19 protein-coding genes and 1 tRNA gene are annotated in these 22,071 nt (G+C 52.2%); 11 read left to right on the top strand and 9 right to left on the bottom strand.

Features of this window, described 5'->3' with window-relative positions:
• The 3 genes from fepD to EX31_RS08220 form a co-directional block, all read right to left on the bottom strand.
• The gene (fepD, locus tag EX31_RS08230) at window positions 1-1,002 is read right to left on the bottom strand and encodes a Fe(3+)-siderophore ABC transporter permease (RefSeq protein WP_037034192.1); all 1,002 of its coding nucleotides are present in this window, start codon (window positions 1,000-1,002) and stop codon (window positions 1-3) included.
• Complete coding sequence (gene fepB, locus EX31_RS08225; protein ID WP_037034190.1) at window positions 1,002-1,970, bottom strand: Fe2+-enterobactin ABC transporter substrate-binding protein; 969 nt, start codon at window positions 1,968-1,970, stop codon at window positions 1,002-1,004. The genes fepD and fepB overlap by 1 nt, the downstream gene beginning before the upstream one ends.
• Window positions 1,971-2,146: 176 nt before the next feature.
• Window positions 2,147-2,223 (bottom strand) — tRNA-Ile (locus EX31_RS08220).
• A gap of 142 nt (window positions 2,224-2,365) precedes the next feature.
• Here EX31_RS08220 and mug point away from each other — a divergent pair.
• From mug to EX31_RS08200, 4 genes are all read left to right on the top strand, one after another.
• Window positions 2,366-2,869: a G/U mismatch-specific DNA glycosylase gene (gene mug / locus EX31_RS08215; RefSeq protein WP_037034189.1), complete on the top strand. Its 504-nt coding sequence runs from the start codon at window positions 2,366-2,368 to the stop codon at window positions 2,867-2,869.
• 278 nt (window positions 2,870-3,147) lie between these two features.
• Window positions 3,148-3,639 (top strand): hypothetical protein, encoded by a 492-nt coding sequence (locus tag EX31_RS08210; protein ID WP_037034188.1) that lies wholly within the window; start codon window positions 3,148-3,150, stop codon window positions 3,637-3,639.
• 80 nt (window positions 3,640-3,719) lie between these two features.
• On the top strand, window positions 3,720-4,322 hold the full coding sequence (locus EX31_RS08205) for a hypothetical protein (protein WP_037034187.1): 603 nt from the start codon (window positions 3,720-3,722) through the stop codon (window positions 4,320-4,322).
• 33 nt (window positions 4,323-4,355) lie between these two features.
• Complete coding sequence (locus EX31_RS08200) at window positions 4,356-4,823, top strand: hypothetical protein (protein WP_037034185.1); 468 nt, start codon at window positions 4,356-4,358, stop codon at window positions 4,821-4,823.
• A 61-nt stretch (window positions 4,824-4,884) separates the two neighbouring features.
• Here EX31_RS08200 and rpoD read toward each other — a convergent pair whose 3' ends face one another.
• The 3 genes from rpoD to rpsU all read right to left on the bottom strand — a co-directional run bounded on the left by rpoD (window position 4,885) and on the right by rpsU (window position 9,025).
• A complete protein-coding gene (rpoD, locus tag EX31_RS08195; RefSeq protein ID WP_013573945.1) occupies window positions 4,885-6,723 on the bottom strand; it encodes an RNA polymerase sigma factor RpoD in 1,839 nt (612 codons plus the stop codon).
• Window positions 6,724-6,925: 202 nt separating this feature from the next.
• The gene (dnaG, locus tag EX31_RS08190) at window positions 6,926-8,674 is read right to left on the bottom strand and encodes a DNA primase (RefSeq protein ID WP_037034183.1); all 1,749 of its coding nucleotides are present in this window, start codon (window positions 8,672-8,674) and stop codon (window positions 6,926-6,928) included.
• A 135-nt stretch (window positions 8,675-8,809) separates the two neighbouring features.
• Entirely contained in the window at window positions 8,810-9,025 is a 216-nt protein-coding gene (gene rpsU / locus EX31_RS08185; protein ID WP_001144069.1) for a 30S ribosomal protein S21, read from the bottom strand.
• A 315-nt stretch (window positions 9,026-9,340) separates the two neighbouring features.
• On the opposite strand from rpsU, the gene tsaD reads away from it, so the two are divergent.
• Window positions 9,341-10,354, top strand: coding sequence for a tRNA (adenosine(37)-N6)-threonylcarbamoyltransferase complex transferase subunit TsaD (tsaD, locus tag EX31_RS08180; protein WP_037034181.1), 1,014 nt, complete (start codon window positions 9,341-9,343; stop codon window positions 10,352-10,354).
• Between the two features lie 180 nt (window positions 10,355-10,534).
• Here tsaD and plsY read toward each other — a convergent pair whose 3' ends face one another.
• Window positions 10,535-11,164, bottom strand: a complete 630-nt coding sequence (gene plsY / locus EX31_RS08175) for a glycerol-3-phosphate 1-O-acyltransferase PlsY (RefSeq protein ID WP_013573948.1) — start codon at window positions 11,162-11,164, stop codon at window positions 10,535-10,537.
• Between the two features lie 107 nt (window positions 11,165-11,271).
• Here plsY and folB point away from each other — a divergent pair, with 107 nt between their 5' ends.
• A complete protein-coding gene (gene folB / locus EX31_RS08170) occupies window positions 11,272-11,628 on the top strand; it encodes a bifunctional dihydroneopterin aldolase/7,8-dihydroneopterin epimerase (RefSeq protein WP_013573949.1) in 357 nt (118 codons plus the stop codon).
• 186 nt (window positions 11,629-11,814) lie between these two features.
• On the top strand, window positions 11,815-12,639 hold the full coding sequence (bacA, locus tag EX31_RS08165; RefSeq protein WP_037034331.1) for an undecaprenyl-diphosphate phosphatase: 825 nt from the start codon (window positions 11,815-11,817) through the stop codon (window positions 12,637-12,639).
• 93 nt (window positions 12,640-12,732) lie between these two features.
• On the opposite strand, the gene EX31_RS08160 is transcribed toward bacA, so the two are convergent.
• Both EX31_RS08160 and EX31_RS08155 read right to left on the bottom strand, forming a co-directional pair.
• Entirely contained in the window at window positions 12,733-13,968 is a 1,236-nt protein-coding gene (locus EX31_RS08160) for a multifunctional CCA addition/repair protein (RefSeq protein WP_037034179.1), read from the bottom strand.
• A 130-nt stretch (window positions 13,969-14,098) separates the two neighbouring features.
• Window positions 14,099-14,719, bottom strand: a complete 621-nt coding sequence (locus tag EX31_RS08155) for a TIGR04211 family SH3 domain-containing protein (protein ID WP_013573952.1) — start codon at window positions 14,717-14,719, stop codon at window positions 14,099-14,101.
• 280 nt (window positions 14,720-14,999) lie between these two features.
• Between EX31_RS08155 and EX31_RS08150 the strand changes: the two genes are divergently transcribed.
• From EX31_RS08150 to yjeH, 4 genes are all read left to right on the top strand, one after another.
• A complete protein-coding gene (locus EX31_RS08150) occupies window positions 15,000-16,307 on the top strand; it encodes a CYTH domain-containing protein (protein ID WP_037034178.1) in 1,308 nt (435 codons plus the stop codon).
• A 56-nt stretch (window positions 16,308-16,363) separates the two neighbouring features.
• Window positions 16,364-19,201, top strand: a complete 2,838-nt coding sequence (glnE, locus tag EX31_RS08145; protein WP_037034177.1) for a bifunctional [glutamate--ammonia ligase]-adenylyl-L-tyrosine phosphorylase/[glutamate--ammonia-ligase] adenylyltransferase — start codon at window positions 16,364-16,366, stop codon at window positions 19,199-19,201.
• A gap of 87 nt (window positions 19,202-19,288) precedes the next feature.
• On the top strand, window positions 19,289-20,716 hold the full coding sequence (hldE, locus tag EX31_RS08140) for a bifunctional D-glycero-beta-D-manno-heptose-7-phosphate kinase/D-glycero-beta-D-manno-heptose 1-phosphate adenylyltransferase HldE (protein ID WP_037034176.1): 1,428 nt from the start codon (window positions 19,289-19,291) through the stop codon (window positions 20,714-20,716).
• A 103-nt stretch (window positions 20,717-20,819) separates the two neighbouring features.
• The gene (gene yjeH, locus EX31_RS08135; protein WP_037034175.1) at window positions 20,820-22,070 is read left to right on the top strand and encodes an L-methionine/branched-chain amino acid transporter; all 1,251 of its coding nucleotides are present in this window, start codon (window positions 20,820-20,822) and stop codon (window positions 22,068-22,070) included.
• Window position 22,071 lies beyond the last annotated feature (1 nt).

Here is a 22,071-nt window from a genome sequence, read left to right as displayed (position 1 = left end):
TTAACCTCTGTGTAATCCACCGGGACGGCGTACCAGGAAAATAAGCACCGGCGCGCCGATAAAGGCGACCACCACGGAAACCCGCAATTCTCCGGTAACCAGAAAACGCCCGGCGATATCGGCTGCCAGCAACAGCGTCGGGGTTAACACCAGCGTCCACGGCAGCATCCAGCGCGGATCCGCACGACAGATCCAGCGCGCCATATGCGGCACCATCAGGCCGACAAAGGCGATGGGGCCGACAGCCGCTGTGGCGCTGCCGCACAACAACGTAATCGCCAGTAATCCCAGCAACTGCGTGGTGGCGATTTTGGTGCCGAGCGCCGTCGCCAGTTCGCTGCCCATCGACAGATTATTCAGGGAGCGGGCCATCAGTAAGCTCAGGGCAACAGCAAAAGTCACCGGCGGTGTGATGGTTTTAATCACGGTAATATTGCGGATATCCAGCGAGCCAGCCTGCCAGAATCGCAACTGATCGTAGACGGTCGGGTTGAGCAGGGAAATCCCCGAAGACATGCCTTCCAGCACAGCGCCGAGCGCGACGCCCGCCAGGGTCAGGCGTACCGGATCCAGCTTTCCGCGTCCCAGCGCGCCGATCATGGCGACCAGCAATGTTGCCAGCAAGGCACCGGCAAACGCGAACCACAAATAGTGGCTGACATCCGTTGCGCCAAAAAAGGCGATACCGATAACCACCGCGAAAGCCGCACCCGCATTAACGCCAAGAATACCGGGATCAGCCAGCGGATTGCGGGTGAGGATTTGCATCAGTGCGCCGGATAATCCGAGCGCCATCCCCGCCAGCAAACCGGCCAGCGTGCGCGGCACACGGGCATCGGTGACAATCACACAATCCGCCCCAGTGCACTGGCCGTTAAGCGCTGACATCACGGTGCCGAACGACAGCGATTTCTCGCCCAGCACCAGACTCAGCGCCATCATCAGGCAGAGCAAAAACAAGGCAACCAACAGCGCTGTGAGATTTTTTATTGAGCGGGACATCAGTGAGTTACGAACAGTTTTTCAAGCTGATTCAACATGTTGCTGGCGCTGTAATAATCGAGCCTGAACGTGTCGTCACCCATGGCATACACGTGCCCGGCCTGCACGGCAGGTAACTTCGCCAGAAAAGGATTGGTCAGCAGCCGTTGTGCATCAGGCTGACTGGCGGAAAATAACAGCAGCGTCTGGCCGTTCATCGCCTCCGGCATTTTCTCACCGGCAAGCTGGATGATGTCATGGCGTTTGCCCTGACTGTAACTGGCGGCGAAATTCAGCGGAACCGGCGCGAGAGTGAATCCTAACTGCCGGAGCAACTGACCTTGCGGTGACGCGGGCGTCCACAGATTGGCGCTTTTGCCATCTGATCCATAAACCAGCGCGGACACCGGCTGCGGTGGCAAATGTATCGCTTTTTTCAGATTGTCTTCACGGGCTGAAAACTGCGCGATAACCTTGGCGGCATCGGTTTCTTTACCCGTCGCCCGGCCTAATTCGGTGGCGAGTTCCTGCCAGCTTTTATCGTCGTAATTGACCACCATGACCGGCGCAATGGCCGACAGCTGATCATAGAGTTTCAGTGCGGAATCCCCGCCTGTGGCGGCAATAATGATGAGATCCGGTGCCTGTCCGGCAATGGCTTCAGCATTCGGTTCGCCGATATAAAGCCGCTGCACACCGCGTTGTTTCGCGACATCGCCCCACTGGCGGAAAAAGCCCTGAGCATCGGAAACCCGATTATTGGGCGCAGTCGCTCCGCTGGCGATGACCGGCGCATTAATCGCCAGCAATGTGCCGGTGACGGTGACGCTGGTGGAGACAATCCGCTGCGGCGGCTGTTGTAATGTGATGCTTCCCTTTGAGGTCATAACTTGCCGTGGCCAGCCTTCTGCGAAAGCCTGCGTGGCGACAAGCAGCGATAACAACAGCGCAACCATCCCTGAAAAACGGCGAAAACCAGCCCTTGTCATTGGATCCATTCCTGAATTTTTAATGTTAATGGTTATCATTATTATATGCAGGGCGAATGGGGTCAATGACGAGAGAGGCTCAATCCGTGTAAAAGTCAGGGGAAGACAGGTATTCACGCAACAAAAAAGCCACTCCGTATGAAGTGGCTTAATCGTTTGAATCTTAAGCTAAAATTTGGTGGCCCTTGCTGGACTTGAACCAGCGACCAAGCGATTATGAGTCGCGTGCTCTAACCAACTGAGCTAAAGGGCCGAGGTGCGGGATTATACGGTAAACTCTGCTTACAGGTCTATATGTCTTCGGTTTGTATGCGCGTTTTGTGCACAGTTTTAGTCTGTTGTGTTCACTGTGTTTTTTACCTATAACTCAGGTAAATACATCGTAAGGGAGAATAATGATTACAGATATTATCGCCCGGGATCTTTCTGTCGTGTTTTGCGGCATCAATCCTGGCTTATCCACTGCTCATCATGGTTTCCATTTTGCTAATGCCAATAACCGTTTCTGGAAGGTTATCTATCAGGCGGGTTTTACCGGGCGTTTACTTAAGCCTGAAGAAGAACAGCATTTGCTGGATACAGATTGCGGGATCACTATGCTGGTGGAACGTCCGACTGTTGAGGCAACGGAGCTGGTTCGCGATGAGTTGCGCGAAGGGGGCGCAGCGTTGACGGCAAAAATTGAATACTATCAGCCGCGTGCGCTGGCTGTTTTAGGCAAACAGGCATTCAGTAAAGCGTTTGGCATCAGTAAGGTGAACTGGGGACGTCAGGCGTTGAAAATCGGTGACACGGAAGTTTGGGTGCTGCCTAACCCAAGCGGCCTGAACCGGGCGACGCTGGATGAACTGGTATCCGCATACCGTGAACTATTCTTATCATTAGAAAACACAGCATAATCCCGTCACCTCCTCTTATTATTCCATCTGATATAAAATCTCGCCAGGATGATTATTTTATTAATAATCGTCTTGGTTTTGGTTGATTTACCAAATTATTTCGCTATTAAAGCAGCTTTATACTCTCTGAACCCCACCTGAATACATTTGCATATTTAATGTAAGAGGAATGCTTCCCCCGTGTGAATGCGCTCAACTGAACTAAAACTTATTCCATCGCCTCATTCGGGGTGAGCAGCAAAGTAGTCAGGCAGTTTGATTCTTCAGGAGCAGGAGATATGGCTAATGTTGAAACCGAAGAAAGACAGGAGAATCTGGAGGAATGGTTCGAACTATTTTCAGGACTACCGCTCCGGCATTCAGAAAGAGAAACAAGATTAATCAGCTTTTGTGAAAAAAACAGCGTCTGCATCATGTCGGTGATGCCCTGGATAGCATCGGAATTTGCTGAACATGGTGGTTTCGCCGGATTATTTCATTTTATTCATCTCCATGGAGGGAGAAAAATATACATGCCCAAAGAGGCAGAGAAGTTTTATCAGATCTACGGGATTAATATCCCGCAAAATAAATATAACAGAATTTATAAAAAAATTGATTCTTCTGGATATCTGGATACGCCATCCAACTGGGGGGTGTTTATCGCTATTCGCCGGGCAGCAATGCAAGTGGCGATGAAAGAAGATATTCCGGCAAAACTACTCACACAAACTTTTGGTATTACGATGAGAAGTATTCGGCTAATTAAATCACGTAACGCGTGTCTGTAAAGGAGGTCGAGGAAGTTAAGAGAAGGCAAAGACTACACACAATTATTTTCTCATTCATTTTAATATAAAAGGTAAATATTATGACTCAATATTCTGTCACTGTAGCAAATAACTCTGTAAATACCGGTGCAATTTGTATTTATCAAACCTCTCCGGATATCACCGATCCCAAAGTGATGTCACTGGCGTGGTTCTCCAAAGTGGCACATCCAAAAACCAAAGTGCAGTTTGACTGGGGAATTGATTACAGTTTTGTTTGGGATGAAACCGGTGTGCTGATCCCCGGTGTGAAATTCGATGCCTCTCAAACCCTTCCTGCCAGCCTGACGAACAATAATCAGGTGACGCTGAGCTATTCCGAGGGGGCGTTTGAATTCGAACAACAGACCACCGGCGGAAAGAACGGTACGTTGTATGTCACGAACGACAGCAGTTTACCGCTGAATCAGGCCTCTGTCGGGGTCGGTATGTCGGGGGCGGGTACCTTTGTTGTTCAGGCACAGCCGAACATCAACCTGACCTTCACACCGCATCCAACTTATTGGATCACTTTTGGTAATTATACGCCGGGTCAGGTGCTTGATATTGGTCAGATCACCAATAAGCAGCAGCTTGAGTTTGCGCCGAATACTTACAACCTGAGCGTTCAGCTGAAAAATGATAACACCTGGTCTGTTGGCTGAGTCATCAGTTTAATTTACTTACGGAGTAATATTATGATTCTTATCGTCTGTACTGATGATCCGGAACTGGAACAAATTGCCAGTGCTTCAATGGCAAAGTACCAGTCTGTTTTTAAATCGAGCTATAAAATATTTCATTCTGAGTTGCGGTTACTGGAACAGAATGAAAATCTGTTTATTATCTCCCACGGTGCTTTTCAGGGGGATAATGACCGGCCGGTCATCGGTGATAAAGCCCAGGCCTTTTATGTTAATGGTGATACGCTTTATTTAAACGTGAAAAGTATTTTCCCACCGGGTTATACGGGTAACGTTTATATTGATGCCTGCGAGTCAGCAGACAGTACGGAAGTTTTACTCAGTTTTGCTCAGACGTTTTATCTGGAATTGCATGCTGATTCGCCGGCCTCGAAAGTATTTGGTATTACCGGGGCCAGCAGCGGGCTTATTCCATTACCGGATAATACTGCCTGGGTTAATGTCAGTTTAGAAAACCAGTAATAAAAAAGCCCCGGCATTTCTGCCGGGGCTTTTCTGTTCGTGACTGACAACCAGAGAACGATTAATCGTCCAAGAAGCTGCGCAGCACTTCGGAGCGGCTTGGGTGGCGCAGTTTACGCAACGCTTTCGCTTCGATCTGACGGATACGTTCACGGGTAACGTCGAACTGTTTGCCCACTTCTTCAAGCGTGTGGTCAGTGTTCATATCGATACCGAAACGCATACGCAGAACTTTCGCTTCACGTGCGGTCAGGCCAGCCAGAACGTCATGTGTTGCAGAACGCAGGCTTTCAGAGGTTGCAGAATCCAGTGGCAGCTCGAGGGTGGTGTCCTCGATGAAATCACCCAGATGCGAATCTTCATCGTCGCCGATTGGCGTTTCCATGGAGATTGGCTCTTTCGCAATTTTCAGCACTTTGCGGATTTTGTCTTCCGGCATCAACATACGTTCAGCCAGCTCTTCCGGCGTCGGCTCGCGGCCCATCTCTTGCAGCATCTGACGGGAAATACGGTTGAGTTTGTTAATGGTCTCAATCATATGCACCGGGATACGGATGGTACGCGCCTGGTCGGCGATGGAGCGGGTGATAGCCTGACGGATCCACCAGGTCGCATAAGTTGAGAACTTATAACCACGGCGATATTCAAACTTATCAACGGCTTTCATCAGGCCGATGTTACCTTCCTGGATCAGGTCAAGGAACTGCAGACCACGGTTGGTGTATTTCTTCGCGATCGAAATAACCAGACGTAAGTTTGCTTCAACCATCTCTTTCTTCGCGCGACGGGCTTTCGCTTCGCCGATAGACATGCGACGGTTGATGTCTTTTACCTGTTCGATAGTCAGGCCAGTTTCTTCTTCGATCTGACGCAGCTTCATCAGGCCGCGCTGTACGTCTTCGGTGACTTCTTTCAGCTTCTCAGACCAGGGTTTACCCATTGCCAGAGCAGCATCAAACCAGGTATCGCTGGTTTCGTTACCGGCGAACAGATTGACGAAGTTTTTCTTCGGCATTTTGCACTGTTCAACGCACACTTTCATGATCAGACGTTCCTGAGCACGAACGCGATCCATCATGGAACGCATGCTGTTAACCAGGAAATCGAACTGTTTTGGCACTAAACGGAATTGTTTGAACACATCGGACAGCTTCAGGATTTCTTCTGCTGCGCTCTTGTGGCTACGGCCGTTTTTCTTGATGACCAGACGCGTCGCTTCATGCTGTTCACGCAGTTCGGTGAACTTCTGGCGAGCCAGTTCCGGGTCGATGCTGTTGTCGTCTTCAGCATCGTCGTCTTCATCTTCGTCTTCATCATCATCATCCTGCTCTTCGGTGGTCAGTTCAGAACCCACGTGAGTCGCAGTTGGTGCGATTTCTTCTTCGGCGTTAGGGTCAACAAAACCTGTGATCAAGTCAGACAGGCGGACTTCGCCAGCTTCTACACGGTCATATTGCTCTAACAAATAAGTGATAGCTTCAGGATATTCAGCAACGGAGCACTGAACCTGGTTGATACCGTCTTCGATACGTTTGGCGATGTCGATTTCGCCTTCACGGGTCAGCAACTCAACGGTACCCATCTCGCGCATATACATACGCACAGGGTCGGTGGTACGGCCAATTTCGGATTCAACGCTGGAAAGTACCTGCGCCGCCGCTTCTGCAGCGTCTTCGTCGGTATCAGGGCGGTTTTCGGCCAGCATCAAATCATCGGCGTCCGGTGCTTCTTCAAGTACCTGGATGCCCATGTCGTTAATCATCTGGATGATGTCTTCGATCTGGTCGGAATCGACGATATCTTCCGGCAGATGGTCATTGACCTCAGCATAGGTCAGATAGCCTTGCTCCTTACCACGGGTGACAAGTAGCTTAAGCTGTGACTGCGGGTTTTGCTCCATAAGACGGTATCCACACTTCAGAGTATTTGGGTTGGTGTCGGTCGGGTAACATCGCCAACAATAACGTTAGGGGCGTTTATTGTGCCGCGGCCCACCAGGGCGGCTCTGCGCAGGGCCGTGCCCCGCTTTATATCGGCACTTAAGCCGTTTTTTAGTAGTAACGCCTGACGCATTACTTTTTATGTTCTTGTTATTTAACTTGTTAACTCTTTCTCGCTAACACCTGATTCAGGGAACTGACTTCGGTCCGTTCCTCCGGACTCAGGCCATGCGTCCTGGCTTTTGCAATCAAAGTTTCAAGCCGTTGCTCTAAAATCGAGTCATACAGGCTGGCTAACGTGGCGCGAAATTCCTCCTCGACCATGTCCTCTACGATCATGTGGTTCCATGTCGCCAGAGTTTCAAGCTGCTGGTAGAACTTATTGTCGCGATAAAGTTCCAGTAACTGGCCCGTCGTCAGCCCCGGCTGGGCTAAGCAAGTGGTTACTAACTCGCTGAACAGATCCAGTCCTGGTTGCTTCGCTTGCTCCAAACCTTGCAGTGAGGGTATAAGTGTAGCCAGTTGTGGATTTTGTACCAGTAACCCTATAAGTATACGCATGGTTGTGCGTTTTAGCTGGGGCGCCTGATAGACATTGCTACTTTCTGCCTGTTTAGGCATCAGCTTTTCCAGCTGGCTGTCATCCAAAATACCGAGCTTATTCCCTAACTGCTGACGCAAATACATTCGTAACGTTTCACCGGGAACCTGGCGGATCAGCGGCAATGCCAGCATGCTCAATTTGGTCCGCCCGTCAGGGCTGCTCAAATCTACCTGCGGCAACAGCGAATCAAACAGGAAAGTGGACAGCGGCATCGCCTGTTCCATCCGTTGTTCGAACGCTTCTTTGCCTTCTTTACGCACCAGCGTGTCTGGATCTTCGCCGTCGGGTAAAAACATAAAACGCAGCTGGCGGCCATCATTAAGATACGGCAGTGCCGTTTCCAGTGCGCGCCATGCGGCTTCACGTCCCGCGCGGTCACCGTCGTAACAGCAAACGATGTTGTCTGTGCTGCGGAACATCAGCTGAATATGATCAGCGGTCGTGGACGTGCCCAATGAGGCAACGGCATAATCAATGCCGAACTGCGCCAGTGCGACGACATCCATATACCCTTCAACCACCAGCAAACGCGCTGGCGTCGGGTGCTTTAACTGTGCTTCATACAGGCCATACAACTGGCGGCCTTTATGGAAAATTTCGGTTTCCGGTGAGTTCAGGTATTTCGGCGTACCGTCACCGAGAACCCTGCCGCCAAAGGCAATTACGCGGCCACGTTTATCACGAATAGGAAACATCACCCGTTCGCGAAAACGATCATAGCTGCGGCCATTGTCATTGGTGACCAACATACCGGCATCAATCAGAGACGCTTTATCATCGGCATTTTTACCGAAACGCTTTAATGCGTTGTCCCAACCCGGTGGGGCGAAACCAATGGCGAAATGGCTGATGACGTCCTCACTTAAACCGCGCCGGGCAAGATATTCCCGTGCGGGAGCCCCTGCAGGCTGTTTAAGTGATTGCTGATAGAACTCGCTAAGCGGTGCCATCAACTGGTAGAGGCTTTGACGCTGATGACGCTCCATCTGGCTCGGACCGGTGCCTGCTTCGTACGGCACTTCCAAACCCTGCATTGTCGCCAGTTCCTCAATGCTTTCGACAAACTCAAGCCTGTCATAGTTCATCAGGAAATCGACGGCGTTGCCGTGGGCACCACAGCCGAAACAGTGATAAAACTGCTTATCGCCATTTACGGTAAATGAGGGTGTTTTCTCATGGTGGAAAGGGCAGCACGCGTGATAATTTTTACCCTGTTTCTTGAGCTTTACCCGAGCGTCGATCAAATCGACGATATCGATGCGAGCCAGCAAGTCATTGATAAATACGCGCGGAATTCTCCCAGCCATAAGCCCCTTACTCACTAGCCTATAAACGAGAACAAGCCGCGCATTCCTTTCGGAAAGCACGGCCTTCGTATGCTACTACGCAGTCTGCGCGTTCTTAATATTGCAAATCACGCGATTTGGGGTTGCCCCCGAAGATTAATACAGACGAGTGCGGCGTGCGTTTTCGCGAGCCAGTTTCTTGGCGTGGCGTTTTACTGCAGATGCTTTAGCGCGTTTACGTTCGGTAGTCGGTTTTTCATAGAATTCACGACGACGAACTTCTGCCAGAACACCTGCTTTTTCGCAGGAACGCTTGAAGCGACGCAGAGCTACGTCGAACGGCTCGTTTTCACGTACTTTAATTACAGGCATGTGCCTCTCACCTCGATAAAATCGGTTTGTTTGCTGATGTTGTACCAGCACATTTCAAAATGGTGCGGAATTTTACTCCAATTCGCGTCGTCTTGTAAAGCATAACGGCAAATTGAAACAGGCGCTTTCTGCAACCCTTCTGCAACATTGTGCGCTTGTTTTGCGTCGGGCGGCGATTATATACCAATCAATCAAAATTGCTCGACATTAATTGGCCTGCGAAGCGAGGAATTCCCACTCCGGTGCAGCACCCGCCGAAGCTTGTGTGCTAAACTGCGCGCCGCGAGTTAGCGCGAAAACATGATGGAAAGAGTGATGCGAGTACTGGGTATTGAAACGTCCTGCGATGAAACCGGAATTGCAGTTTATGACAGCGAAGCCGGTTTATTAGCCAACCAACTGTATAGTCAGGTAAAACTGCATGCAGATTACGGCGGTGTGGTGCCAGAACTGGCATCGCGTGACCATGTACGTAAAACAGTACCCTTGATTCAGGCTGCGCTGAAAGAAGCCGGGCTGACTGCTCAGGATATCGATGGCGTGGCGTACACCGCCGGCCCTGGTCTGGTCGGGGCGTTGCTGGTGGGCGCAACCATCGGGCGTTCTCTGGCATTTGCGTGGGACGTGCCTGCTGTGCCGGTGCATCACATGGAAGGCCATTTGCTGGCACCGATGCTGGAAGATAATCCGCCGGATTTCCCGTTTGTGGCGCTGCTGGTTTCCGGTGGACATACGCAGTTAATCAGCGTCACCGGAATTGGCGAATATACCTTGCTCGGCGAATCCATTGATGATGCTGCCGGTGAAGCCTTTGATAAAACAGCTAAATTGCTCGGCCTTGATTATCCGGGGGGGCCGTTACTGTCGAAAATGGCTTCTCAGGGCGTTGCCGGACGTTTTACCTTCCCGCGCCCGATGACAGACCGGCCGGGGCTGGATTTCAGTTTCTCCGGCCTCAAAACTTTCGCAGCGAATACCATTCGTGGCAATGACAGCGACCCGCAGACACATGCCGACATTGCCCGCGCTTTTGAAGATGCGGTGGTGGATACGCTGGCCATAAAATGCAAACGCGCATTGGATCAGACGGGTTTTAAACAGCTGGTAATGGCCGGTGGTGTCAGCGCGAACCGCACATTACGCGCCAAACTGTCTGAGGTGATGGCAAAACGTGGCGGTCAGGTATTTTATGCGCGCCCTGAATTCTGTACCGATAACGGTGCGATGATCGCGTATGCAGGCATGGTGCGGCTGAAAAGCGGTGCAACTCCTGATCTCGGTGTGACCGTTCGCCCGCGCTGGCCGTTAGCGGAGCTTCCGCCAGTCTGAGTGGGGCTGCGACTGCGTTGTTGCGTCGACCCGAAATGCTCATATACTCAAGTATGCTGCGCTTTCAGGTCTCCTGACGCCTTGTCTCGCTCCCGCTCAGTCAGGCTGAGCTGAAAAAAACCAATAAAAAACGACCCGCCTGAGGTCGTTTTTTTATGTCTGCAATCTGCATTTTACTGACTATTCGGTCTTATCTTCTTTCGCCGCTTTACGTTTTTTCTTCAGCCTATCCCAGATTTTTCCTTCCTGACCACGCCACAGGCGCTGAATATTGTCGTGATGACGCAACAGGATCAGACAGGAAAGCATGGCGACCGGGAAGGTGAACTCCGGTTTGAACCACCAGACATAAAATGGCGCAATCAGTGCGCTGACGATCGCACCCAGTGACGAATAGCCGCTCAGCAGCACGGTCAGCAGCCATGTGCCGGTCATCAGGCCGGTCAAGTCCCAGCCGATGGGGGCGATAGCACCAAACGCCGTGGCAACACCTTTGCCGCCTTTAAAGCGGAAAAAGACTGGATAGATATGGCCAAGACATGCCGCGATGGCCGTCAGGCCAAGATACATAGGCGGAATGTTCAGACGGTACGCCAGCCAGACCGGCAGCATGCCTTTGAGGACATCGAAAATCAGAACAGCGGCAGCGGCCAGACGGCCACCCAGGCGTAAAACGTTGGTGGCGCCGGGATTGCCTGAGCCCGCTGTGCGCGGATCGGGTAAACGGGCTACCCGGCAGACCAGAATAGCACTGGAAATCGAGCCGCAGAGGTAGGCGAAAATAATCATTCCAAGCGCGGTAGCACTCATAAAGCCGTTCCGTCTAATAAGGGTCGTTTTAATCGCAACATCCATGGATAATACGCATTTTCTGCTGGAAGTGGTATCCGGCTGGGCCAAAAACAGAGAATCACGTGATGGATATCGTATTTATTGAGCAACTAAATGTAATCACTACCATTGGCGCTTACGAATGGGAACAGACCATTAAACAGAAACTGGTATTCGATATCGAAATGGCCTGGGATAACCAAAAGTCCGCCGCCACTGACGATGTGAATGACTGTTTAAGCTATGCTGATGTCAGTGATGCGGTGATCGGGCATGTTTCTTCACAAAATTTTGCGCTGGTTGAACGCGTAGCGGAAGAGGTGGCGACATTGCTGCTGAGCCGGTTTAATTCTCCGTGGGTTCGGATTAAGCTCAGCAAACCGGGCGCTGTTGCTCAGGCAGCGAATGTCGGCGTGATTATCGAGCGTGGAAAGCGTTTTTAAATCCTGTTATGGATACAATTTAGAAAACGCTTGTCTATTGAATGTCATAAAGAAGCGTTAAAAGGAAAGTCCGGGTTGCCGGGTTTTCTTTACTGAAGCGGCTCAGCATGATGCCGCTTTTTTATTGTGTGTATTGTAAGCATATTTCCCATCAGCGGATCTTTTAAAGGGTAGGGTGCGATAATGATCGTCGAAAGTCATTCTTTGCTTGTTGCGGCTATTTTGGGGGTGGTTGAAGGACTCACCGAGTTTTTGCCTGTTTCTTCTACCGGTCATTTGATTATTGTCGGCAATCTTCTTGGCTTTACGGGAGATACCTCAAAATCATTTGAAGTGGTTATCCAGTTAGGTTCAATTCTGGCCGTGGTCGTGATGTTCTGGCGTCGTTTGTTCAACATGATAGGTTTGCATTTTGGTAAACCGCCGGTTCATGAAGGCTCAGGTTCTCGTCGTTTAAATTTATTGCATATTATTTTGGGGATGATTCCGGCAACGGTACTGGGGCTGCTTCTGCACTCTCAAATCAAAGCGTTGTTCGAGCCAAAATATGTCATGTATGCACTGGTGGTCGGCGGTATTTTGCTGATTGCTGCCGAGTTGCTGAAACCTAAAAAACCGCGTGCCGAGGGGCTGGATGATATCACCTACGTGCAGGCGTTTATGATTGGTGTTTTTCAGTGTCTGGCGCTCTGGCCCGGGTTCTCCCGCTCAGGGGCAACCATCAGTGGGGGGATGTTAATGGGGATCAGCCGTTTTGCGGCATCTGAGTTCTCTTTCCTGTTGGCGGTGCCGATGATGATGGGTGCGACGGCTCTGGATTTGTACAAGAGCTACAGCTTCCTGAATATGGCGGATTTACCGATGTTTGCCACAGGGTTTGTCTCTGCGTTCATTGTTGCGTTGATCGCGATTAAAACCTTCCTGGCTGTGATTAAACGCATTTCGTTTATCCCGTTTGCGATTTACCGTTTCTTCGTGGCAATTGCCGTGTATTTTGTGTTTATCGCCTGATTTTTGCTTCCCTGAGGCAATAATCCCTGAGGCAATAAAAAGCCCCGCACGGTGAATCACCGGCGGGGCTTTTCTTATGAATAAAGCCAGCGTTTAAATCGCCACGTCCTGAGTTTGTTTCCAGTCGACCAGCGCCTGAGTACGGCGTTTCTTCAGTTCATCACGGATAGCCATACCCTGGAAACCCGCATCCAGCACCTCTTTGTTTGAAACGCTGCTGGCGACTGCAAAGGCTTCACGCAGGTAATCGCCTTGCGGATAGGGATTATTTTCAAATGTCGTACGCCCGCGCGCATCGGCTTCACTGGTCATGATCATCTGCTCAAGACGCTGCGGTTTGCGCCAGACATCAATGGTATCGAACAGTTTTAACAAGGTTTCCGGACGCAGTTTATTGACGGTGTGGATCAGGTCATGGAACTCCGCGACCAGTTTCGCTAAATCACGAATGTGCGTCGGCACTTTCAGCCGCTGGCAGAGTTCCTCCACCAGTTTCACGCCCGCCGGGCCATGACCGTGATGGGCAGGCCAGAATTGCGGCGGCGTCAGAGCCTTACCCAAATCATGGCAAAGCGCCGAAAAACGCACATCGACGTCAGGCGTCAGGGTACTGGCGATTTTCAGCGTCATCAGCGTATGTATGCCGGTATCAATTTCCGGATGCCATTTCGCCGGTGCAGGCACGCCAAATAATGCATCGATTTCAGGAAACAGCACTTTCAGGGCGCCACAATCGCGCAGCACCTGGAAATAGACCTGCGGATCCTGCGTTTGTAACGCTTTCTCGGTTTCTTTCCACACACGTTCAGGTGTGAGGGCTTCCAGCTCACCGCTTTCCGCCATCTGTTGCATCAGCGCCTGCGTTTCCGGGGCGACCGTGAAATCTAAATGCGCGAAGCGTGCAGCAAAGCGGGCAACGCGCAGAACCCGCAGCGGATCTTCGCCGAAAGCATCGGAAACGTGGCGCAAAAGGCGTTGTTCGATATCACGCTGACCATGATAGGGATCGAAAAGTTCGCCATCGTTGCTTTTGGCGATGGCATTAATGGTCAGATCCCGACGCATCAGATCCTGTTCCAGCGTGACATCCGGTGCGGCATAACAGGTAAAGCCGTTATAACCGGAGCCAGATTTCCGCTCAGTACGGGCCAGCGCATATTCATCGTGAGTGACCGGATGCAGGAAGACCGGAAAATCTTTACCGACCTGCTGATAGCCATTTTCGAGCATATATTCAGGCGTCGCGCCCACTACCACCCAATCGTGTTCAGACACAGGCAGGTTTAATAAACTGTCTCGGACTGCGCCGCCGACCAGGTAAATCTCCACGCGATAACTCCTGAAATTAGCCAAAGGACTCTGTCTTCATCATAGCAAAGTTGCGCTGAAGATTTCCTGATTGATGGAAACACGAAAAGGCACCGAAGTGCCTTAGGGAAACAATCAGGATGCTGGACTGTCAGCTCATCCAGCGATCTTTTTTCCTGCGACGTGGGATGAGATGTGGCAACAGCAGGCCCAGCACCAGACCGACACCCGCGACACCGCCGCCATACATAAACCATTGTAAAATAATGGTTCTTTGTTTGTCGTCGAGCTGCACATTGACCGCGTCAACCTTCTTCTTCGCCACGATCAGCTGATTTTTCAAATCCTGATTTTCTTTCTTCAGGCCGTTGATGATGCCGTCACTGGAAGAGACTTTGGCCTGCATTTCTGCCGTGCGCTGGTTCCAGCTGGAATCAATATTGGTCAGCTTGTCGGTCAGCGTTTTCACCTGTTGTTCCAGATCCGGAACGCGGGTACGCAAGCTCGGCACATTGCTTAACTGATCAAGCGGGATCCAGGCTGTTTTACCTTTTGAATCAACAATCTCACCGTATTTCGTGCTGTCGTTGACACTGCGCAGGGTGACTTCTTCACCGGCATTCAGGGTGCCAACGATGCGATACTGATTACCTGGACCACTGTGGATATAGGTAATCAAATCGTCGGAGATATAGCGCTTCTCATCAGCGTGAGCGCCCCATGTCATGCTTAAACCAAGCAAAGCGAAACCAATTAGGCGTAATTTCTGCATTATTTCATCGTTTCTTTGTGAATTTAGGGAACGTGAAGTGTGGATCCGTTTTATCAGGATACGTCTTCTGGCAACCGCCACTGTCCGGCCATTGCACTCATATAAGTACTAAAAGTTGGAGACCGATAGTAAGGGCAACAGTGTGACGACGCAATGTATAAACCGGAATGAGAACTATCTTACAATCCCGCAACATGCGGCTTGCGCGCTGTGCTTATGATAGAATTGGCAGCGACGCGTTAATCCCTTTTGGCAGCAAAGAATCGGTGTGAAGACTCATATGACCGTAGAAATAGAATTAAAATTTATCGCCACCCCGGCCGCAATCGCCGAATTACCTTCGCAACTCGCTGGTTTTAACAGCGAGCACACCGCGCCTTCGAAACTGACCAACATCTATTTTGAGACTGCGGAAAACTATTTACGTTCGCATGACATGGGTCTGCGGATCCGTGGTTTTGACGATCAGTATGAAATGACCATCAAAACCGGTGGCAAAGTGGTGGGGGGGTTACATCAGCGCCCTGAATACAACGTTGAGCTGAAAAAGCCGGTGTTGAAACTGAGCGCGTTCCCGAAAGATATCTGGCCGGAAGGGTGCAAACCCGCTGCATTGCAGAAAGAACTCGCTCCGCTCTTCCGCACGGATTTCACCCGCGAGAAGTGGGTGATCACTTACGGCGAAAGCGAGATCGAACTTGGGTTAGATCAGGGCGAAGTGGTGGCTGGCGAATTAAACGAACCACTGGCTGAAATTGAACTTGAGCTGAAAAAAGGTAACACCGCTGATTTACTGGCGCTGGCGGCTGAAATTGGCGCGCACGGCGGCTTGCGGCAGGGTGGTTTCAGCAAGGCGGCTCGTGGTTATCATCTTGCAAAGGGCAATCCTGCCCGTGACATCAAACCGCTGCCGGTGTTTAAAGCGAAACCGAAAGCTACGGTTGAGCAGGCTATGTCTGCGATGTTCGAACTGGCGCTGGATCACTGGCAATATCATGAAGAATTGTGGGTTCGCGGCGACAAAACTGCGCGCCTGACAGTGTTACAGGCCGTGGAAACCGTGCGCCAGGTTCTGGTGCTGTTCGGCGGACTTGTGCCGCGTAAAGCCTCTTCTGAGCTGCGTACCTTACTTACTGATCTGGTGCCGGTTCTGGAACAGAAATCGGCGGATGCACAGGAAATCTGTTACAGCGCGGCATATCTGAAATGCAAGTTAGTGCTTACTTCCTGGCTGGCAACATCAGGGTGGGCGCCGTTTATTGATGACAAATCTGCGAAAAAAATGGACGGTTCCTTCAAGCGCTTTGCTGACATCATGCTCGGCCGCACTGCCGCCGATCTGAAAGAAGCCTTTGCACAGCCGCTGACGGAAGAAGGTTATCGTGACCAACTGGCGCGCCTTAAACGCCAGATCATTACCTTCCATTTGCTGGCCGGTGCTTACCCTGAAAAAGACGTTGCCGCGTATATTGCCGGCTGGGCCGATCTGCAACAGGCCATCGTTCAGCAGCAACACGCCTGGGAGGATTCGGCCCGTTCTCACGCGGTGATGATGGATGCTTTCTGGTTAAACGGACAACCTCGTTAATTGACTGATAAGCCTGGGCAAATTGCCCGGGCTTTTTTTGCAAGGAATCTGACTTCATGTTGCCACTTTCTTCTGTTTTGCAAAGCCATGCGCAGAGTTTGCTTGAACGCTGGCGTGAACATCCTGAAAACCTGCCCCTTCCCGATGATGCGCAACTGGCCGTGCTGAGCAGCAGTGAATTCGTAACGGACAGTTTGCTGGCTTTTCCGCACTGGTGGCATGAAATCGACCAAAATCCCCCCCAGGCGCAGGAGTGGCAACTTTACCGCCAGTGGCTGGAGGAATCGCTGACACAGGTGACCGATGAAGCCGGGCTGATGAAAGCGTTACGTCTGTTTCGTCGTCGTATTCTGACCCGCATTGCATGGTCACAGTCCGCGCAAACCAGTGAAGCGAAAGACACGCTTCATCAGTTGAGTGAACTGGCTGAACTGCTGATCGTCAGCGCCCGCGACTGGCTTTACGACGCCTGCTGTCGCGAGTTTGGTACGCCGGTCAATGCTGCTGGCGAACCGCAAAGAATGCTGATTCTCGGGATGGGTAAACTGGGCGGTGGCGAGCTGAATTTCTCCTCGGATATCGATCTGATTTTTGCCTATCCGGAAAATGGTCAGACCCGCGGCGGGCGACGTGAGCTGGATAATGCACAGTTCTTCACCCGTCTCGGCCAGCGGCTGATCAAAGTGCTGGATCAGCCCACCATCGACGGTTTTGTATATCGCGTGGACATGCGTTTGCGCCCGTTCGGCGACAGCGGCCCGCTGGTGATGAGCTTCCCGGCACTGGAGGATTATTATCAGGAACAGGGGCGTGACTGGGAGCGTTACGCGATGGTGAAAGCGCGTCTGATGGGCGGCGCGGAGGACATCAGCAGTCAGGAATTGCGCAAAATGCTGATGCCATTTGTCTTCCGCCGTTATATCGATTTCAGCGTGATCCAGTCCCTGCGTAACATGAAAGGCATGATCGCTCGTGAAGTTCGCCGCCGGGGTCTGAAAGACAACATCAAACTCGGCGCAGGCGGTATCCGTGAGATTGAATTTATCGTGCAGGTATTCCAGCTGATCCGTGGCGGGCGCGAACCGGCATTGCAGCAGCGTGCGTTGCTGCCAACGCTTCAGGCGCTGGAAAATCTGGGGCTGTTGCCGGTAGAACAGGTATTGCAGTTGCGTAACAGCTATCTGTTCCTGCGCCGTCTGGAAAATCTGTTGCAGGCAATAGCGGACGAGCAAACACAAACCTTACCGTCAGATGAACTGAATCAGGCGCGTCTGGCGTGGGGGATGAATTATGCTGGCTGGCCGCAGCTTCTGGATGCAGTGAATGCTCACATGCAGGCCGTGCGCTCGGTGTTTAACGAGCTGATTGGTGATGACACGCCAGATGCTGAAGATGATGTGCAACTCTCCCAGTTCAGCAGTTTATGGATTGATGCGCTTGAGCCTGCCGAGCTGGCGCCACTGGTGCCGCAACTTGACGAAAACGCGCAACGGCATGTTTTATATCAGATTGCTGATTTCCGCCGTGATGTAGATAAACGCACGATCGGGCCGCGTGGCCGCGACCAGCTGGATTTGCTGATGCCGCGTTTGCTGGCGCAGGTCTGTACCTATAAAAATGCCGATGTGACATTGCAGCGCCTGATGCAGTTGCTGCTCAATATCGTCACACGTACGACGTATATCGAGCTGCTGGTGGAATACCCCGGTGCGCTCAAACAGTTAATCCGCCTGTGCGCCGCTTCACCGATGGTCGCGAGCCAACTCGCCCGCCATCCTTTATTGCTCGATGAACTGCTCGACACACGCACGCTTTACCAGCCGGTGGAGCCGGGTGCGTACCGCGACGAACTGCGTCAGTATCTGATGCGGGTGCCGACGGAAGACGAAGAACAACAGCTTGAAGCGGTACGTCAGTTTAAGCAGGCACAGCATCTGCGCATCGCAGCCGGGGATATTTCCGGCGCATTGCCGGTGATGAAAGTCAGTGACCATTTAACCTACCTTGCGGAGGCCATTCTCGACGTTGTGGTGCAACAGGCGTGGGAACAGATGGTCGTAAAATACGGTCAGCCAGCGCATCTTCAGCACCGTGAAGGGCGCGGTTTTGCCGTGGTCGGTTACGGAAAACTCGGTGGCTGGGAGCTGGGTTACAGCTCGGATCTGGATCTGGTCTTCCTGCTCGACTGTGCGCCGGAGGTGATGACCGATGGCGAACGCAGCATTGACGGGCGTCAGTTTTATCTGCGGCTGGCGCAGCGCATCATGCATTTATTCAGCACCCGTACGTCGTCAGGCATTCTTTATGAGGTTGACCCGCGTCTGCGACCTTCCGGTGCCTCCGGCATGCTGGTCAGCACCATCGAAGCTTTTGCCGATTATCAGGCCAATGAAGCCTGGACATGGGAGCATCAGGCGCTGGTTCGCGCGCGCGTGGTTTACGGTGATCCGCAACTGACGCAGCAATTTAATGCCACGCGTCGCGACATTCTTTGCCGCCAGCGCGATGGTGAAGGACTGCGTAAGGAAGTCCGTGAAATGCGCGAGAAAATGTATGCCCATCTGGGCAGTAAAAAGGCCGACGAGTTCGATCTGAAAGCTGATCTGGGTGGCATTACGGATATTGAATTCATTGCACAATATCTGGTTCTGCGTTTCGCGCATGATGAGCCGAAGCTGACGCGCTGGTCTGATAATGTGAGGATTTTTGAGCTGATGGCGCAACACGACATCATGCCGGAAGAAGAGGCTCGAAATCTGACGCAGGCTTATGTCACGCTGCGCGATGAAATTCATCACCTCGCTTTGCAGGAACACAGCGGGAAAGTGGCCGCAGACAGTTTTGCGGCGGAGCGCGCGCAAATCCGCGCCAGCTGGGCGAACTGGCTGGGCTGAGGGTTTTTATTCGGGTAACAGGCGCTTGTGATATTATCCGGCGCATTGTATTTACCCGATTTGATTTATCTGTTTTGGAGTCTTGGGATGAAAGTGACTTTGCCTGATTTTCACCGCGCGGGTGTGCTGGTTGTCGGTGACGTAATGTTAGATCGCTACTGGTATGGCCCGACCAATCGTATTTCACCGGAAGCGCCGGTGCCGGTGGTGAAGGTCAATACCATCGAGGAACGTCCTGGCGGCGCGGCAAACGTGGCGATGAACATTTCGTCTCTCGGTGCTTCTTCGCGTCTGATCGGTCTGACCGGCGTTGACGATGCCGCCCGTGCCCTGAGTGAGCGTCTGGCGGAAGTGAAAGTAAACTGCGATTTCGTGGCGTTATCCACGCATCCGACCATCACTAAGCTGCGTATATTGTCCCGTAACCAGCAACTGATCCGCCTCGACTTTGAAGAAGGTTTTGAAGGTGTTGATCTCCAGCCGATGCTGACCAAAATCGAACAAGCTTTACCACAAAGTGGCGCACTGGTGCTGTCAGACTACGCCAAAGGTGCACTGACTGAAGTGCAGAAAATGATCCAGCTGGCGAGAAAAGCTGGCGTACCGGTGCTGGTTGATCCTAAAGGATCTGATTTCGAACGTTACCGTGGTGCGACTTTACTGACACCAAATCTGTCCGAATTCGAAGCCGTTGTCGGTCGTTGCAAAAACGAAGATGAAATTGTCGCCCGTGGTATGCAACTGATCGCTGATTTCGAACTTTCCGCGCTTCTGGTCACCCGTTCTGAACACGGCATGACCTTGTTACAACCAGGCAAAGCGCCATTCCATATGCCAACGCAGGCGCAGGAAGTGTATGACGTGACCGGCGCCGGTGACACGGTGATCGGTACGCTGGCCGCGGCTCTTGCCGCCGGTAATACGCTGGAAGAATCCTGCTTCCTGGCGAACGCAGCCGCCGGTGTGGTGGTGGGTAAACTCGGCACCTCAACCGTTTCGCCGGTTGAACTGGAAAATGCGATCGGCGGGCGTTCAGACGTTGGTTTTGGCGTGATGAACGAAGAACAGCTAAAAGCCGCCGTGGCGATGGCGCGTCAGCGCGGCGAGAAAGTCGTGATGACCAACGGCATCTTCGACATTCTGCATGCCGGACACGTTTCTTACCTGGCAAACGCCCGCAAACTGGGCGACCGCCTGATTGTCGCCGTTAACAGCGATGCTTCGACCAAACGCCTGAAAGGCGAAACCCGTCCGGTGAATGCGTTGCAAAACCGCATGATTGTGCTGGGCGCACTCGGTGCCGTGGACTGGGTGGTTTCTTTTGATGAAGACACCCCGCAGCGTTTGATCGCCGGGATCTTGCCTGATCTGCTGGTGAAAGGTGGCGACTATAAGCCTGAGCAAATCGCCGGTTGTCAGGAAGTCTGGGCGAATGGCGGCGAAGTCCGTGTGCTGAATTTTGAAGATGGTTTGTCCACTACCAAAATCATCAATCAGATCAAAGCGCAGGACTGATTTCCTCGGCGAAGATCATGTTATCTGCACTGAAGGGCTTATCTGATAAGCCCTTTTCTTTTTGATTTTTCAATCAATAACGCAAAACGGAAGTGGCTCTGTTGTGAGCGGATTAAAACAGGAACTGAGTCTGGCGCAGGGCGTCGGGCTGCTTTCAACCTCATTACTGGGGACTGGTGTCTTTGCGGTGCCTGCACTGGCGGCTCAGCTGGCACAAAATGACAGCCTGTGGGCGTGGCCGGTGCTGATCCTGTTGGTGTTTCCGATAGCCATCGGGTTTGCTGCGCTTGGGCGGCATTTCCCCAGCGCGGGCGGTGCAGCGCATTTTGTCGGCAAAGCTTTCGGGCCGCATATGGCGCGGGTCACCGGTTGGTTATTCCTGTCAGTTATTCCGGTCGGATTGCCCGCCGCATTGCATATTGCTGCCGGTTTCTGGCAGGCCGCCTTTGGCTGGAGCAGCATAAACCTGCTGCTGGTGCAGTTGGGTACGCTGTTTGTTATCTGGTTCCTCGGCACACGCAGTGCCGGGTCCAGTGCCAATATTCAAACGCTAATCGCTTGTCTGGTGATCGCGCTGGTGGTGGCAATCTGGTGGAAAGGGGATATTTCTCTGCCTGAAATTCCGCTGCCTTCGGTGCGTGACGTCTCACTATCGAACCTGTTTGACGCGCTGGCGGTGATGTTTTGGTGTTTTGTCGGGCTTGAGGCTTTCGCGCATCTGGCGACCGAATTCCGTCATCCGGAACGGGATTTCCCGCGCGCGTTGTTGATCGGCATGCTGGTGGCTGGCGCAGTTTACTGGGGATGTACGGTAGCGGTGCTGAAATTCCATGCCTGGGGAGAAGGGCGGGAAGCAGGCGCATCATTGCCGGGGATCGTCGTGCAGCTTTTCGGGCAAAAAGCACTGTGGGTTGCCTGCATCATTGGTTATCTGGCGTGTTTTGCCAGCGTCAATATTTACACCCAGAGTTTCGCCCGCCTGGTGTGGTCGCAGGCTCAGTTGAAACCAAAAAGTAAACTGGCGCAACTCTCAGCCCAGCAGGTGCCGGTGGCGGCGCTGAATCTGGTGGTGGGGTGCTGTGCCTTGTTTACGTTGCTGATTTACTGGCTGCACCTGCCGCTCGGCGCGCTGATCACTTACGCCAATGGGATTTTCATCCTGATTTATCTGTTATGTATGCTGGCGGGGATCCGGATCCTGGCTGGACGCTCGAAATGGATGGCGATGCTGGGCGCTGTATTGTGCTGCGGATTGCTGGCGATGGTCGGCTGGAAAGCGCTGTATGCAGTTGTGGTGTTTGCAGGATTGTGGTTGTTATTGCCACACGCCAAAACGGTACTTCATGTACGGTAAC

The sequence above is a fragment of the Rahnella sp. WP5 genome (genome assembly GCF_000745615.1).
Lineage (GTDB): Bacteria > Pseudomonadota > Gammaproteobacteria > Enterobacterales > Enterobacteriaceae > Rahnella > Rahnella aceris.
Note: the sequence above shows the minus strand (reverse complement) of the source record. Positions and strands in the feature narration are given on the sequence as shown.